Here is a 17,132-nt window from a genome sequence, read left to right as displayed (position 1 = left end):
GGGGGAGAGACATGAAAAAGATAGTCTATTTATTTGTGGCCATTACGGTTTTAGCCATTCTTAGTGCATGCAATAAAGAGGTTGATCCAGAACAACGGTTATCTCAATATATAGAATATTGGAATAAGGAAGAGTTCGCAAAAATGTATGGCATGCTCTCAAAAGAGGCAAAAGCATCCGTTAGTGAAGAAGACTTTGTCAATCGCTATGAAAAAATATATACAGACTTAGGCATTGCTAACTTAGACATTTCACATAAAAAATCTGAGAAAGAACTAGATACAGATCAACAATCATTACAACTACCATTTTCGGCAAAAATGGACAGTTTAGCAGGAGAGATTGCCTTTGATCATCAAGCAACATTAGTTAAAGAAGAGAGAGACGATGAGGAAAATTGGTATATTGAATGGGATACGACTTATATTTTCCCTGAACTTGGCCCAAATGACGAAATTACATACAACTCAGTGAAGGCAAAACGGGGAGAAATTGTCGATCGTTCAGGTGATCCACTTGCTTTCAATGGGACGATTTTAGAAATTGGCATCGTACCAGAACAAATGGACGCTGAAGATGAAACGGTTAAAGAAGTGGCAAAATTACTTGAGATCTCAGAGAACGCTGTTAAGGATAAATTAGGCGCGAGTTGGGTACAGGCGAATCAATTTGTGCCAATCAAGAAAATTGCTACGAATCAAGAAGAGCTATTAAGTAAATTGATGAGTATACCAGGTGTATTGAAAAAGGATATTGAAGGACGAGTATACCCTGGCGGCGAGGCGGCCTCACACTTAATTGGTAATGTTGCTCAAGTGACAGCTGAAGACTTGGAGGAACACGAAGGAAAAGGATATGGCAGTAATGATGTCATCGGCCGTCGCGGCTTAGAGAAAGTATATGAGGAAAAGCTGCGCGGTTCAAATGGTGTCTTAATTGGAATTAAGAAAGAGGACGGTTCAGAGGTAGTTGTGGCCGAAAAAGCAGTAGAACATGGTAGCAACGTTCAGTTAACTATTGACCTCACATTACAAGAGGATTTGTACAAAGAACTGGATCATAAGCCGGGCACTGCGGCTGCCATCGACCCTGTTACGGGTGAGACACTGGCACTTGTCTCTAGTCCAGGATTCGATCCAAATCAAGCAACTCTTGGATACTCTGCCTCTCAATTAGAAGAGCTAGAAGAGAGTGGTGATAATCCATTCTTGAATCGTTTTCAACACACGTATGCACCAGGTTCCGTGATTAAACCAATAACAGGTGCGCTTGCATTAAAAGAAGGAGCCATTAAACCAGAAGATACAATGGCAGTGAAGGGTTTGCAGTGGCCGGATGATAATCGCTGGGGTGATTACCGAATCACAAGGGTAAGTGACCCTGGAAAGCCAGTCAATTTCGATTTGGCGATGATGTATTCGGATAATATTTATTTTGCAAGGGCAGCATTAGAGCTAGGAAAAGACAAATTAACTGCTGGATTAAAAGAATTTGGCTTTGCTGAAGATATTCCCTTTGCCTATCCACTCGAATCTTCTACAATCGGCAAACTAGATAAAGAGACATTAATTGCCGATTCCGGTTATGGGCAAGGACATGTTGAAATGAGTATCCTTCACTTGGCTACCTCTTATACACCTTTTATCAATAATGGGTCAATGATTAAACCAATCTTGCTCATGGATGGGGAAGAAAAGAGCCAAGTATGGAAGGAAAATATAATTGATGAAGATACTGTTAAAATTGTATCTGAAGCGATGAGTAAAGTAGTGAACGAATCAGGCGGTACAGCACGTACGGCACGTATTGAAGGCTACCCGCTAGCAGGGAAAACGGGGACAGCGGAACTGAAACAGACCGCTGATGAAGAGGGCAAAGAAAACGGTTGGTTTGTTGCCTATAACCCAGAGGACCCTCAGCTACTTATCTCAATGATGGTTGAAGGCGTCGAAGAACAAGGCGGCAGCAAAATCGTCATTGAAAAAGTGAAAAATACATTTGAGAGAAACAAGGATCGTTTCTAATAAAGTAAAAGGTTTGAAGGTTGGAACGCTGGTTTCCAGCCTTTTTATCTTGTACGATGATTTCAAAACTAGTGTTAAGGACTGAGCGATCTCCTCAGGAAGTGCATCGTTTCAGTCACAATCGCGGTGCAAGGAATTCGCCCACCAATCTTCATTCACAACCTACCATCTCCCATAGTATCATCCCCCGATTTGGACAAACAATCAACCTACCAATATATTGCTTTCCTTCTAATTTTCATTAGCTTGAAAGGGGAGCTCTAGCAATAATGAAAGAATCTGTCCGATCTTGGCGAAATTTCGACAAAAACCCCTTTTTTCAAAGGATGTTGTCGAAAAATTTTATCGTAAATATCTATACAAGCCCATCCATTTGTTATATGATACATCTGTATTGATAGGGATATATTTCTAAAAATAGAGAGAATAGGGGAATTGGGAATGAAAAAATTTATCCATCTACTTTTATCCATGATGCTCGTTTTTTCTTTCATCCCTGCATCCGTCCTAGCGGAGACAGAGAGTACGGAGGAAACACCGACATCACCAGGAACAACTGATGTAGAACAACCATTAGAAATCCAATTACAAAATCCAGAATATTTAGACGGAAAAGTGCAACTGAAATGGCGAGTGAAATATGAAGAAGCTGCAAATGAAAATGCAGAATTGTTCACGCTCGTTAAAAATGGAGAACGTTCGGTTCTTGCCAGCGAACCAGAAATGAGTCAAGAACAACCTGGAGAAGATGGCGTTTATCGCATATATGAATTGAGTGATTCTGAGGTAAAACCTGGAGAGACAGTGACTTATGCGATTGCACAAGGTAAGGTGCAAAGTAATGAAACATCGATAACGGTAGAAGTGCCGGTTGAAGAAGAGGAAGCTAGTGAAGAGTCGGCAAAAGAAGAGGGAACCGTTGTTGAGGAAGAGGAACAAGTAGTTGATGAAGAAGCGGCAGCACAAGAGGAAACTGTCCCTACATTGAATATGACTGCTCATAAGATAACCGATACAACAGCTGACATCTCATGGAGTTTAGTGGATGTTGATGAATTTAAATTATACGTTGATAACAATTTAAAAGAAGTCGTTTCACCAAATAAAACAACTTATGCCTTAACGAAATTAACCCCTGCAACGACATATAAAGTGAAAGTAGAAGGCATTCAAAAAGGTAAAGTCGTTTCCTCAGCAGAGGTAGAAGTAACAACATCGGCAGCACCGACAGGAGAAGTTATTTCATTCGAAGACAAAGTTCTTGAGCAAGCAATTAAAGACGAATTAGGGTTAAAGCGCGATATCTATCAAGCTGATTTAAACGGTTTAACCAGTCTATCAATCTCGAATTTATGGGTAACTTCCATTGAGGGATTACAATTTGCGACCAATTTAGAAACATTGCATCTCGGTTATAATGACATTGTTGATTTAACACCAATCAAAGCATTAACACAGTTAAAAGACCTTGATGTCACAGGGTTAACTATTACAGATACAAGTATTTTTAGCACAAGTTTAGTAGAGTTAAATATTTCTCATACTTCACTAGCCAACCTGGATTTTCTTAAGAAATTAACGAATCTTCAAACAGTTTATGCTTATGGCTTACCTTGGATTGGTGAAAATGCTTCAGCGCAAGCTGTACTGAAAGATTTAACAGCAAAAGGCGTAGCTGTGTACAGCAATGAAGCAGATGATGTAAATATGATGTTAGAGCGTGGATTTGTCAATGAATCAAGTATCCAAGTGTACTGGAGTTTCTGGCCTGAAGCCAATATCAATTTGTACCCAGATCATTATATTGTTTCTATAGATGGGAAAGAAACGAAAGTATCTGACCTGGAAGAACATGTATTTAAAAATTTAAAGGCAGATACAACCTATCATATCGTTATTAAGGCTTATGAAGGTAAACAATTAATTGGTCGAGCAACGATGGATGTAAAAACGGCTCAATTACCTGAAGGAAAAAAAGTGTCGATTAAAGACAAAGGGTTAAGAGACATGATTAAGATGACTCTTGGCATTAGCCGTGACATTTATGAAAGTGATATGAAAAATTTAACTTCACTGTATGTTGATTATGAAGGCATTCGGAATTTAGCTGGGCTAGAACTGGCTACTAACCTTGAAGAGCTTTCTATAACAGGAAACCCAGTCAGCGATTTAACAGCGATTAAAGACTTAAGTAAATTATCAGTACTATATATTGATGACACGAAAGTGAAAGATTTAAAACCATTGTCGGGCTTAACAAACTTGAATATGCTTGTTGCGTCCTACAATACTGGACTCGATTTATCACCAATACAAGGTTTACCTAACTTACAATCGCTTACAGCAGATAGCAATGGATATAAGAAGCTCCCTGCTCTGCCAAGTAGTTTAATCGAATTATCACTCTTTGATAATGAACTTACGAGTCTTAAAGGAATTGAAAAAGCAGCTAACCTGCAATTTTTAATCGTTTCGGAAAATCCAATTAGTGATTTCCAACCGCTAGCGAAATTACAGTTATTATTTTTACTTGCAGATTATACAAATATGACGAATCTTGATTGGTTAAATTCTGAGAATGCCCATGTTTTACAAGGTCTCATTATTTCAGGTAATGCCATTACTGACATTACGCCACTAAAGAATGGTAATAATCTATTATTTTTAGCTATGGATGAAACAGCTATTACGGATATTTCGCCATTACTGGATTTACCTTACTTAGCTCTTGTCTCTTTCATTTCTGTCCCAACGCTTGACATTTCCGAAGGGTCGAAAGCGATGGAAGTGATTAAAGAATTAAGAATGCGCGGTGTGGAAGTTTTCTATGAAGAAGAAATGGGGAACTTAAGTTTTACCTCTTTAACAACGACGCATGATTCAATTTATGCAGAATGGGAATATACCGGGGAAGAAGAAGTAGCAGATTATGAATTGTATATAGATGGGGAATTAGTAGATACCGTATCAGGAACAGAATCTAGTTACGTATTTACTGGACTTTCTCCGGGAACACCATATGAAGTGGCTATTGCTGCATTAAATGCAGACGGAGAAGAAATTGAAATCTATTTCGATTATGTATTCACGATTAGTGAAGACCTCTATTTCACAAAAGTAGAAGCAAAAGAAGATGCTATTGAAACAGAATGGGTATACGATGGTGAAGGTTCAGTCTATGAATATGAAATCTCTCTAAATGGCGAAGAGTATGAAATCGTAGATGCTGATACACTCTCACATATTTGGACAGAACTTGAGAAAGACACAACCTACACAATTGAATTGATGGCATATGACGAAGAATATGAAATCCTTGGTTATACTTATGCAGAAGCAACAACAACAGCAGTAGAAGACGGACCGGCCGAGGGCAATACTCCTCCGCCACCAACGAAAAAGCCAGACCCAGACAATGGCAACAAAAAACCAACTGATGGTAAAACACCAGCAGATGTCATCAAAGGGAAAAAGGAGCAAATGAAATCTGGCGCCAAACCAGAGGAGAAAACAGGTAAAGCCCTACCGAATACGTCAACCAACAGCTATAACTATTTAGTAATGGGCATGGCGATATTGCTTGCAGGAGCGATCATGTTTCTTGTTGCAAGAAAAAAACGTCCGGCAGTGAAATAAGGAAAAAAGGGTGACACGATATGTGTTCACCCTTTTTGTATACAAGGGAAGAATCAACACCTTGTTTGTTTATTTTTCCAAAGATTGGTTTTATTATCTGAATTTTTTATTTAATTTTAATCATATTCTCATTATTTATTCATCCTCTCCTCATCATGACTCTTTATTGTTAGAAACAGGAAAGTAAAGAAGCTTTTACCTTAATAAAGAATTTCAGGAGGAAGAGAAATGAAGGTTGTGATTGTCCCCTCGGGGTTTAAGGAATGTTTGGAAGCAGAAGAAGTGGCAAACGCGATGAATAAAGGGGTTCAGCGTTATAGTCCAACTGTACATACGGTTGTGATTCCTATGGTTGATGGTGGAGAAGGCTTTGTAAAAACCATTATAAAAATAAAAAAAGGAAAACTGTTTCATCTTGAAGCAACAGGACCTGTTGGAACAAAGGTCTCAACCTACTTTGGGGTATATGAAGAGGAGAATAAACAGAGAACTGCTGTCATTGAAATGGCTGCCATTGCAGGGCTTAAAATGGTTCCCCCACATCTACGCAACCCCTTATATACGACTACTTATGGAGTGGGTGAATTAATCAAAGCTGCTTTAGATTTACAAGTGGATCAAATTTTGTTCGGTTGTGGCGACTCAGGCACTTCTGATGGAGGAGCGGGCATGGCGCAAGCGCTAGGTGTAAAGTTTCTCAATCGTAATAAGGAAGTGATTAATGTTGTTGGTGGGGGAGGGTTGCATGAAATTGCCTTTATTGATACGACGAATATCGATAAGCGGCTTTCTCGTGTGAGAATGAATGTAGCGTGCAACTGGCAAAATCAATTATGTGGTTCAACAGGCGTTGCCCATGTATTTGGTCCACAAAAAGGTGCGACAGATCGTGAAGTAGAAGTGTTGGCGAATGGACTCGCGCATTATGCCGAAATGATAGAACAGACAATAGGGCTAAACGTAAGCGAACTTCCTGGAAGCGGAGCATCTGGTGGGTTAGGGGCAGGGCTGATCGCCTTTGCTGGTGCAAAGTTATTTCCCCGATATGAGCTTATCTTGAAATATATTCATATTGAAGAGCATCTAAAAGGAGCGGATCTCGTTTTAACGGCTGAGGGTTGTTTAGATAGTCAAACGCCTAACGGAAAAATCCCAGCAGAAGTGGCAAGAATGGCAAAAAAATTAGCAATACCAGTGGTTGCAATAACCGGTACGATTGGAAAAGATGCACAAGTAAATTATCAAAACGGGATTGATGCCTATATGAGCATCATGCAAAAACCGACCACAATGGAAAAAGCGATGGAAGAAGCAGCACACCTTATCTCTGACTGTGCAGAATCAGCAGTGAGACATATTCAAGTAGGTTACCAAATGGCTAAAAGGAAGTATGAGAAAGATCCCGTATGAACACAAAACGTTTTAACGGAACGAAAAGTTTTCTTAAGCGATTCATGATGATGTTGCTGTTTTCTTTTAGTGTTATTGTGGTTCTGTCTGATGAATTGACATATGATGCAAAAGTAGTATTAATTGTTTTTCTTCTGACATTAATCCTTTGGACTGGGACGCGTTTACCTGTCGGGTATGTTGCCATTGGTAGCTTATTGCTGCTTATCTTTCTCAATGCAGCCGAACAAGAATTATTATATACTTCTTTATCAACAGAAATCATTTGGATGCTTATCGGGGCTTATATAATAGGAGAGGGTTTTCGTTCTTCAGGTCTGTCGGGAAGAATGACCAGCTTCATCATTGAAAGAGCTAATCATACACAACATATTTTATTTTACCTTCTATTAGCGCTCTTACCACTTTCATTTATTATCCCGTCTACATCGGGTAGAGCTGCGATCATGCAACCTATTGTTAAGGATATTTCACAGCAATTAAATTCAGTGAGGGAAAAAGAAATCCTGGCCTTATTTGTCCCAGTAATCATACTTTTAACGACATCATCCACATTGTTAGGGGCAGGTTCGCATTTAATTGGTAATGAATTGTTGGAGGCTAACGGTGGGGAGCGGATTTCATATATCAACTGGCTTATATGGGGGCTCCCCTTTTCAATCACCATTGGCTTAGTGGCTTTCATCATTTTTATCATTTTCTTCTCGCGAGCACTCATTTATAGAAAGAATAAAACTACCCGAATAAATAAGAGGTCGAATCCACAACCTCTTATGACAATAGAGAAGAAAACAATAACTATATTAACGATTCTTATTGTACTTTGGGTAACTGAATCCTATCATCAAGTTGATCTTGGACTGATCACCATGTTAGGTGCTTTCGCTTTGATGACCCCTAAATATGGCGTTATCTCATGGAAAAAAGGGTTGCAGTCAGTTTCTTGGAATCTAATTTTATTTGTAGCATCAGCTACAGCACTAGGGAAACAGCTTGTAGAAACAGGGGCTGTGCATTGGATTGAAAACGGGGTATTTCAACTTCTGCAAATATTTTCTTTTATCCCGGATGGGGGATTAGTAGCAATCATGATTTTGATAGCTATTACGAGTCATTTATATATTACCTCTCACACAACCCGTGCAGTGATATTGATACCAAGCATAATCATGTTGAGTTATTCACTACAATTGGAAGCCCAAACCATGGTATTCCTAAGTTTAATAGGGATGAACTATTGTTTAACCTTCCCTGTAAGTTCTAAAGCGCTACTTATTTATTTTGAGGACGAAGGCTGTCGTTATAATGCCAAAGATCTTTCGAAAATGAACTTGATCCTCATGCCCATTTACTTTCTACTAATGATTATTTTTCTGTATACCTACTGGCATTGGACAGGTTTAACTATTTCATGAAAAGGGGGGTGCGTTTATTGCACCCCTTACTTACTCACTTACTACGTAAATACTCCTCTACGGTGATCACAGTCGCAAAGCTTGAAAGAGCAGCTAAAAAGGCATTTTGCACATATTGAGCAGGAACGGTATGATTTTCGTGGGTGAGTGCCAATGTAGCTGTTGTATCACTCAGCACAATTGGATCATATCCAAGTTCATTCGCTGCTCTAGCCGTTGAATCAACACACATATGTGTCATCATGCCTGTGATGACGAGCTGTTCAATAGCTAACTTTTCCAGGATTTCAGCTAAGTTTGTTTCTCTAAAGCTATTTGGATATACTTTTTCAATTACGGTTGAAGACTCAGTGAGATTTAATCCCTCGTGTAATTGTGCACCCTCTGTTCCAACTTCAAAGAATGGTGCTCCTTCTTGATGCATCACATGCTGCATATAAATAATCGGTTCTTTTTTCTCCATAAAATAATCTTCAAGTTTATTAATCTGTTTTAATGCGGCAAGTGGGCTATAAAGCTCCATTTTCCCCCCTTGAAAATAATCGTTTTGCACATCAATCACTAATAATGCTTGCTTCATTATCTTTTCCTCCTTGTTTTTTCACTTCTATGTGAGGATGAAACGAATAAAAAAATATGAAAATAGCTAGTACATGTACGTTATTTGTCATCCTGCTTATTATTATGATATCCGTAGACTTGATAAAAAAGAAGCAATCAAACGGAAAAGGAGCGCAATCGAAAAGCGCTCCTACAACTCTTTATTCAACAATAAAATAATCCGTTAAATACTTGGCCCAAAGTGAATGTCCTTCACCGTTAGGATAATAATTATCCGTTAAGTAATCAGCAATATCGTCATTAGTAATATCTGGCCAAGCTTCCCAATGGTTAATATAAGTTAATCCTTGTTCAGAAGCATACGTTTCTAGCGCATCCACTTGCTGCTTATATTTTTGCGGTAAATAAAAAGGATTGGCGGGTTGCAACATCACGGTTACTTCTGGATTCGTTTCTGAAAGTGTTTCTCTCCATTTGTCGATATTCTCAAGCGGTTCTGTCACATCTTCATACCAATCATTATCTTTCATTAAGAATGGTTCAATTAATACTAGATCAGGTGATAACTGGTCTACTTCATCAATATTAAAGTCACCTGAAAAACGATCAAAACGAACGGTTTCTACTGTTATGGAGTCTTGATAATGTTCACGTATGTTAGCGGCTAACTGTGCAGCCCAACCGTCTTCTTCCCCCATCGAAGAATCAGAGCCAACGAGCACCAGGTTATAAGGGACGTTGTTTTCTAAAGTTTGTGCATAAGATTGTACAGCATCCTCTGGCCAATTAGCAGCCATTGCTAGAAAACTTGCCTGGATTGCTTTTTCCTCTTTTTCTACTGAATTTACATCGGCACTTCCATTCATGCTTGTTCTTTCCACCCAAGCAACGTGACTCACGACGATAATTACTAGACTGAGCAATCCGGCTAATATAATGGATATTATTTTCATATAATCACTCCTTTCATCCTATTTAGTAGGAAAAGTTATTAAAATATAATAATTGAAAAATAATAAAACTAATAACCTACTTTTTGTTGTTTAATAATAGATTATATAGTCAATAGTATCAAAAAAATATAAATTTTTTCCTTAAAAATAGCAAAATGTAACAAATGTTGCATTTTATATGGTATAATCAATTTTGCTTAGTTCTTAACTGGGAGGGGCACATGGAAGAAACTATTAGTCTAAAAGAACTGTTTGATACATTAAAGAAGAGAATCATCTTAATCTTGTCAATTACTATCGCGGCGGCCCTCATAAGTGGGGTGGTCAGCTACTTTGTATTAACTCCAGTCTATCAATCGTCTACACAAATTTTAGTGAACCAAGCAAAAGATAATCAAGAAATAACAAAAAGTGATTTAGACGGTAATTTACAATTAATTAATACATATAACGTCATCATCAAGAGCCCAGCGATACTAGATATCGTCAAGGAAGAGCTTAATTTGAATTTTTCAACAAGTGCATTAAATGAAAAAATTTCCATCCAAAGTGAACAAAATTCTCAAGTTGTAAAGATTTCAGTGGAGGATGAAAGTGCCGAACAAGCGGCGCTCATTGCAAATAAAACAGCTGAAGTGTTCCGAAGTGAGATACCAGACATTATGAATATAGATAATGTCTCCATTTTAGCCAGTGCCGAGGTAGCGGAGAATCAATCACCCATCAAACCCAACCCGCTATTGAATATTGCCATTGCACTTGTAGTAGGTTTAATGGCTGGTGTTGGCCTTGCATTTTTACTTGAGTATATGGATAACACAATAAAGAATGAAGAAGATATTGAAAAAACGGTTGGCTTACCTGTCCTTGGATTAGTAGCTAACATTGAAGAAGGAAATGAAAAGGCAGGGGTACAAAAAAATCAAAATACGAGGAGGAGTAACGTTGGCTCTAATACGGAACAAGCATAATAATCAGCTGAAACGAAATATCATTACGAAACATCAACCAAAGTCACCGATATCAGAGCAATACCGTACGATTCGAACAAACATTGAATTCTCCTCGCTCGACGAAGATATTCGTACAATGATGATCACCTCAGCTGGACCAGGGGAAGGAAAATCGACAACTACTGCTAATCTTGCTGTTGTTTTTGCCCAACAAGGTAAAAGAGTACTCCTGATTGATGCTGATCTAAGAAAACCAACTGTGCAATACACCTTTAATGTGTTGAATACGAGAGGATTAGCTAATGTCATTTCTCAACAGACGGTACTTACAGATGCTGTCCAAGAATCAGAAGTAGAGAATCTTTTTATTCTAACAAGTGGGCCGATTCCACCGAACCCATCGGAGATGCTTGGCTCAAAAGCAATGGATCGCGTGATTGAAGAGGCGACAACGCTATTTGATATCGTGATATTTGATACACCACCATTATTGGCTGTAACGGATGCACAAATTCTTTCTAATAAATGTGATGGCACGGTGCTCGTTACCCAGAGTAAAAAGACTGAGAAAGAACAACTATTAAAAGCGAAGGAACTATTGCAGTCTGCAAAGGGGAAAATCCTTGGAGTTGTTCTAAATAAGATGAATATGAAAAAATTAAACGACTATTATTACTATGGTTCGTAAAACCACACCCTTTTTACGCAATTATAGAAACTTTCATTTTGTCTTTTTTAATAATCATTCAATTTGTAATATTTAAAATACTGATAAGGAGGAGAGTAATGATTGATATCCATTGCCACATCCTACCCCATTTAGATGATGGCGCACAAACATTTGAAGAATCATACAACATGGCAAAGCAGGCAATAAATGAAGGAATCACTGCAATCATTGCCACACCTCACTATCAAGAGAAGTATAGGAATGACAAAGAAAAGATCGTGGGGGAGGCCTATCGTTTAAATGAAAGGTTGCAGGCAGAAGATTTCCCGCTGACTATCCATCCGGGACAAGAGGTGCGGATATTTGGGGAAGTATTACAGGAATGGCAAGAAGGGAAAATTCAAACATTAGCAGACACCAACTATATGTTTATTGAATTTCCGTCGAATCATGTACCGAAATACACAGAGAAATTGTTTTATGACATGCAGCTGGAAGGGCTTATACCCATAATCGTACACCCAGAACGAAACCAGCAGCTGATTGAACAACCGGAACTATTATATTTCCTAGTTAAAAAGGGAGCACTCACCCAAGTGACCGCCGGAAGTCTCGTCGGCCACTTCGGCAAAAATGTAAAAAAGTTTACGCAGCAAATCATCGAAGCGAATCTCACCCATTTCATCGCTTCTGATGCACACAATACAACAACCAGACCTTTCCATTTCAACAAAGCAATCGACACCCTCGACAAGCTTTACGGAACGGATATTGTCTACCTCTTCACAGAAAATGCCGAGCTACTCCTTAACGGGGAAAACGTTATGAAGGAAATGCCCGAAAAAATCAAACGTAAGAGGGTATTTGGGTTGTTTTAAATTGACAAATAGGACGAGCCTATCTTCTTATCGTGTTTTGCTATGTCTATTATCGGTGAATCTGTTTGGTTTTTATATAGGTATATAAGACTAAAACCTTTCTCTTATAACCGGTGTTTACAGATAACGATTTTACATAATGAAGTAGGCCCCGATCCTAAAAAAGAAATCATTTAGGTAAGAGGGAGATGGCTAATGACTTATCAAAAAAGGATGACTTTTTGGGTGGCACTTGATTCCATCATTGTGCTATCAGCTATATATATAAGTTATTTTACTTTGCATCCTAGTTTGCAGTTATTAAGTTCTAAACTATTGCTCGTAACGTCCATTAGCCTACTCGTGAGCCATCACGTATTTGCTTTTATTTATAAGTTATATGATAAGGCTTGGGAGTATGCTAGTATCGGGGAGCTACTGGCCATTGTCAGAGCAGTAACTTTCTCAATCGTCGTTACTATCATTCTTCAACAACTGCTAGTAGGTCATGTGGGCTATCGTGCCATGATCATGACTTGGATGTTACATGTCCTCCTAATCGGTGGATCAAGATTTTCTTGGCGTATTTATCGTGATCGATATATTAAGCCACAAAACCAAATGGAACGAGCATTAATTATTGGCGCAGGTGCTGCTGGTACCATGCTTGTTAAACAATTAAACAATCACCCAGAAACAGGAATATTGCCGGTTGCCTTTATCGATGACAATCGAACGAAATATAAGCTGCAAATACATAATGTGCCTGTCGTTGGTCAGTCTCATCAAATCATCGAAAAGGTTGAAACCTTGCTGATTGATAAGATTATTATTGCAATCCCTTCTTTAAAAAAAGAAGAAATGCAAAAAATCTTTGATGCTTGTGCACAAACGAGTGCCAAAACCGTTATCATGCCAAGAATTGAAGATATTATGGTCGGTAATCTATCCGTGAATCAATTCCGCGATGTACAAGTCGAGGATTTACTTGGCAGAGAACCTGTACAACTGGATATGGATAGTATTTCGAAAAAGATTACCGATAAGGTTGTTCTCGTTACGGGCGCTGGAGGATCCATTGGCTCTGAAGTAGCGAGACAAATATGCAAATTTTCTCCGAGCAAGATTCTCTTACTAGGACATGGAGAAAACTCGATTTATCAAATTGATATGGAACTAAAGAAAGCGTATGAACAAACCATCGAGATTGTTCCCATCATTGCTGATATTCAAGATCGTGATCGCATATTTGAAATCATGGATATACATCAACCTGACGTCGTTTATCATGCAGCAGCACATAAACATGTGCCGCTAATGGAATTTAACCCAAAAGAAGCAGTGAAAAATAATATCCTAGGGACGAGAAATGTAGCTGAAGCAGCTGATACTTTTTCCGTAGGCACATTTGTTATGATTTCTTCCGATAAGGCAGTGAACCCAACAAATGTCATGGGCTCAACTAAACGAATTGCCGAGATGATTGTCCAACAACTCGACCGACAAAGCGAAACGAAGTTTGTTGCTGTACGATTTGGGAATGTCCTTGGTAGCCGAGGCAGTGTCATTCCATTATTTAAGAAGCAAATTCAACAAGGTGGACCCGTAACAGTGACACACCCAGATATGACTCGTTACTTTATGACGATTCCTGAAGCATCGAGATTGGTTTTGCAAGCAGGTTCGTTAGCAAAGGGTGGAGAAATCTTCGTTCTTGATATGGGTCAACCAGTAAAAATTGTAGACCTTGCCAAAAATTTAATCCAACTATCCGGATATAATATTGAGGATATAGGGATCCGTTATACAGGAATCCGCCCTGGTGAAAAAATGTATGAAGAACTACTAGGTGAGAAAGAAATACATGATGAAGCCGTTTTCCCAAAAATCTTTATTGGCAAAGCCGTCTTAGAACAAGAGAACGAAATACAATACTTAATCAGTGAATTTACGAAGATGACTCAGCAAGAAATCAGCGAGTTTGTCGTGAATCTAGCTAATCATAGAAAGAATAAAATGTTATCTCTAGTCGAATAAATGAGGAGTGGTAGAAATGAAAAAAGTAAAAAAGGCGATTATTCCAGCAGCGGGCTTAGGGACAAGATTTCTACCTGTAACAAAAGCGATGCCAAAAGAAATGCTACCGATCGTTGATAAACCAACGATTCAATACATCGTCGAAGAAGCGGTAGCATCAGGTATTGAAGACATTATCATCGTTACAGGAAAAGGCAAAAGAGCAATCGAGGATCACTTCGACCATTCCTATGAACTAGAAGAAAACTTGTTACAAAAGCAAAAATTCGATTTACTCGAAAAAGTAAAAGAACCATCAAAAGTCGATATTCACTATATTCGTCAAAAAGAACCGAAAGGCCTTGGACATGCTGTTTGGTGTGCCCGCAAATTCATCGGCGACGAACCATTCGCTGTTCTCCTTGGTGACGATATTGTTGAAGCGGAAACACCATGTCTGAAACAGCTGATCAATGAATACGATGAAACCCTGTCCTCTATCATTGGGGTACAAACGGTACCAATGGAGGAAACCCATCGTTATGGCATTATTGACCCGGCGATACAAAGCAACCGTCGCTATCAAGTCAATCACTTTGTCGAAAAACCAGCGGAAGGAACAGCTCCTTCTAACCTAGCCATCATGGGAAGATATGTGCTCACGCCAGAAATCTTTATGTTCCTAGAAAAACAACAACGAGGAGCAGGCGGTGAAATTCAACTAACCGACGCCATTCAGGAATTGAATCAAATCCAACGCGTCTTCGCCTACGACTTCGAAGGCCAGCGCTTTGATGTCGGCGAAAAGCTCGGATTCATCAAAACAACAATCGAAATGGCACTCAAAAACAAAGCACTACAACCAGAACTACTAACGTTCCTAGACGAAATAATAAACGAACACAAAAACAGCACTATATAATAGTAGATTCTCGGATTTTTTCACAAAAAATCAATCAATAAAACAAAAAAGGTGATGTCTTCTAACCTTTATCAATGAAGGCACTCGGTTATGCTGTGGGTTTTGGATAGACCTTAGACTTGATTGTCGGTAGTGTGGTGTGAGGTGGGGTTGGATGCCCTGTTATTTTATATGAAGTAACGAATTAAAGGTAATGAAATGTTATTACTGATAGAGTTTAAAGCGTTTGGGAGTTACATAATGGTTTACTAGTTATTTGTGATGTTAGAAATACGAGCACTTATAGCAATTTCGCTGTAACTGCTTCTTTGTATTTAGGATGAATATAAAATGCGAGGTGGCTATCAGAAATAGGTAACAAACTTTAGTACGTTAGTAGTTGATTGGAAAGGGAGATTCATAAATTCTATTAAGTCCTAACATACTAAATAATAAGCTTTGATAAAAATTTGAATAAAGCGAGGCTATTAAAATGCTTGATACCCAATTAAGAAATATACCATTCTCTCCACCGGATATCACGGATGCGGAGATTGAAGAAGTTATAAAAGCAATGAAGTCTGGTTGGATTACAACTGGACCAAGAACTAAGGAGCTTGAAAATAGAATAGCTGAATATGTAGGCGTTAATAAAGCTGTCTGTTTAAATTCTGCAACTGCTGCTATGGAGCTTACACTTCGTATTTTAGGTGTTGGACCTGGTGATGAAGTTATCACTTCAGCATACACCTATACTGCGTCGGCGTCAGTTATAGAGCATGTTGGGGCTAAAATAGTATTAGTTGATACTGCACCAGATTCTTTTGAAATGGATTACTCTAAATTAGCAGAAGCAATTACAGAAAAGACTAAAGCGATAATTCCTGTAGATATCGCAGGTAAGATGTGTGATTACGATACTATTTTTGAAATAGTAGAAAGCAAGAAGCAATTATTCAAACCTAATAATGAATTACAGTGGCTATTTAATAGAGTAATTGTTATGACAGATGCTGCACATGCCTTTGGAGCGGAGAGAAAAGGGATGAAATGTGGACAGGTTGCTGATTTTACTTGCTTCTCTTTCCATGCAGTAAAGAATTTCACAACGGCTGAGGGTGGAGCTGTTGTATGGTGTAATGATCGTGGTTTAGATGATGAATGGCTTTATAAGCAGTTCATGCTGTATAGTCTTCATGGTCAATCAAAAGATGCACTTGCCAAAACTCAAAAAGGTTCATGGGAATATGATATTGTTTATCCTGCTTATAAATGTAATATGACTGATATTATGGCTAGTATTGGTTTAGTACAGTTAGAGAGATATGAAGGTCTGTTGGAGAGACGTCGAGAGATTATTGGGATGTATGATAGAGCACTTCGTCCACTGGGTATTCAAAGCTTAGAGCATTACGGTGATGATTTTACTTCTTCAGGTCATCTTTATTTAATAAGAATTCTTGAAATCAGTGAAGAAAAGAGAAATGAAATTATTATTAAGATGGCTGAATTGGGTATTTCATGTAATGTCCACTATAAGCCACTGCCTTTGTTTACGGCTTACAAGAATTTAGGGTTCGATATTAGGGATTATTCGAATGCTTATAATCAATATGTAAATGAAATTACGCTTCCACTTCATACATTATTAAGTAATGCTGATGTGGAATATATATGTTCGAGTTTAAAAACTATTTATAGTGAGATTTATAACAATATTAAATAGGCTTCTAGGG

12 protein-coding genes are annotated in these 17,132 nt (G+C 38.4%); 10 read left to right on the top strand and 2 right to left on the bottom strand.

Annotation, left to right across the window (positions count from 1 at the left end):
• Positions 1 to 11 precede the first annotated feature (11 nt).
• The 4 genes from H9655_RS16540 (at position 12) to H9655_RS16525 (ending at position 8,485) form a co-directional block, all read left to right on the top strand.
• Positions 12 to 2,024 carry a penicillin-binding transpeptidase domain-containing protein gene (locus H9655_RS16540; RefSeq protein WP_191816074.1) on the top strand — a complete coding sequence of 671 codons (2,013 nt, stop codon included), beginning with the start codon at positions 12 to 14 and terminating at the stop codon, positions 2,022 to 2,024.
• Positions 2,025 to 2,465: 441 nt separating this feature from the next.
• Entirely contained in the window at positions 2,466 to 5,660 is a 3,195-nt protein-coding gene (locus tag H9655_RS16535; RefSeq protein WP_191816072.1) for a fibronectin type III domain-containing protein, read from the top strand.
• 228 nt (positions 5,661 to 5,888) lie between these two features.
• Positions 5,889 to 7,070 carry a glycerate kinase family protein gene (locus tag H9655_RS16530; protein ID WP_191816070.1) on the top strand — a complete coding sequence of 394 codons (1,182 nt, stop codon included), beginning with the start codon at positions 5,889 to 5,891 and terminating at the stop codon, positions 7,068 to 7,070.
• Positions 7,067 to 8,485: an SLC13 family permease gene (locus tag H9655_RS16525; protein WP_191816068.1), complete on the top strand. Its 1,419-nt coding sequence runs from the start codon at positions 7,067 to 7,069 to the stop codon at positions 8,483 to 8,485. Before H9655_RS16530 ends, H9655_RS16525 begins: the two co-directional genes overlap by 4 nt.
• A 34-nt stretch (positions 8,486 to 8,519) precedes the next feature.
• On the opposite strand, the gene H9655_RS16520 is transcribed toward H9655_RS16525, so the two are convergent.
• On the bottom strand, positions 8,520 to 9,065 hold the full coding sequence (locus H9655_RS16520; RefSeq protein WP_191816066.1) for a cysteine hydrolase family protein: 546 nt from the start codon (positions 9,063 to 9,065) through the stop codon (positions 8,520 to 8,522).
• 181 nt (positions 9,066 to 9,246) lie between these two features.
• On the bottom strand, positions 9,247 to 9,999 hold the full coding sequence (locus tag H9655_RS16515; RefSeq protein WP_191816064.1) for an SGNH/GDSL hydrolase family protein: 753 nt from the start codon (positions 9,997 to 9,999) through the stop codon (positions 9,247 to 9,249).
• Positions 10,000 to 10,220: 221 nt separating this feature from the next.
• On the opposite strand from H9655_RS16515, the gene H9655_RS16510 reads away from it, so the two are divergent.
• The 6 genes from H9655_RS16510 to H9655_RS16485 all read left to right on the top strand — a co-directional run bounded on the left by H9655_RS16510 (position 10,221) and on the right by H9655_RS16485 (position 17,122).
• Positions 10,221 to 10,970, top strand: coding sequence for a YveK family protein (locus H9655_RS16510; protein WP_191816062.1), 750 nt, complete (start codon positions 10,221 to 10,223; stop codon positions 10,968 to 10,970).
• Positions 10,945 to 11,640 (top strand): CpsD/CapB family tyrosine-protein kinase, encoded by a 696-nt coding sequence (locus tag H9655_RS16505; RefSeq protein ID WP_225230702.1) that lies wholly within the window; start codon positions 10,945 to 10,947, stop codon positions 11,638 to 11,640. Before H9655_RS16510 ends, H9655_RS16505 begins: the two co-directional genes overlap by 26 nt.
• Before the next feature lie 98 nt (positions 11,641 to 11,738).
• A complete protein-coding gene (locus H9655_RS16500; RefSeq protein WP_191816058.1) occupies positions 11,739 to 12,500 on the top strand; it encodes a tyrosine-protein phosphatase in 762 nt (253 codons plus the stop codon).
• 195 nt (positions 12,501 to 12,695) lie between these two features.
• Entirely contained in the window at positions 12,696 to 14,516 is a 1,821-nt protein-coding gene (locus H9655_RS16495) for a polysaccharide biosynthesis protein (protein WP_191816056.1), read from the top strand.
• A gap of 16 nt (positions 14,517 to 14,532) precedes the next feature.
• Positions 14,533 to 15,417 carry a UTP--glucose-1-phosphate uridylyltransferase GalU gene (galU, locus tag H9655_RS16490; RefSeq protein WP_191816054.1) on the top strand — a complete coding sequence of 295 codons (885 nt, stop codon included), beginning with the start codon at positions 14,533 to 14,535 and terminating at the stop codon, positions 15,415 to 15,417.
• A 472-nt stretch (positions 15,418 to 15,889) separates the two neighbouring features.
• Positions 15,890 to 17,122 carry a DegT/DnrJ/EryC1/StrS family aminotransferase gene (locus tag H9655_RS16485; protein ID WP_191816052.1) on the top strand — a complete coding sequence of 411 codons (1,233 nt, stop codon included), beginning with the start codon at positions 15,890 to 15,892 and terminating at the stop codon, positions 17,120 to 17,122.
• The last annotated feature ends 10 nt before the right edge of the window (positions 17,123 to 17,132 follow it).

The sequence above is a fragment of the Cytobacillus stercorigallinarum genome, from assembly GCF_014836495.1.
In the GTDB taxonomy this organism is placed as follows: domain Bacteria; phylum Bacillota; class Bacilli; order Bacillales; family Cytobacillaceae; genus Cytobacillus; species Cytobacillus stercorigallinarum.
This window is presented reverse-complemented; position numbering and strand designations above follow the sequence as displayed.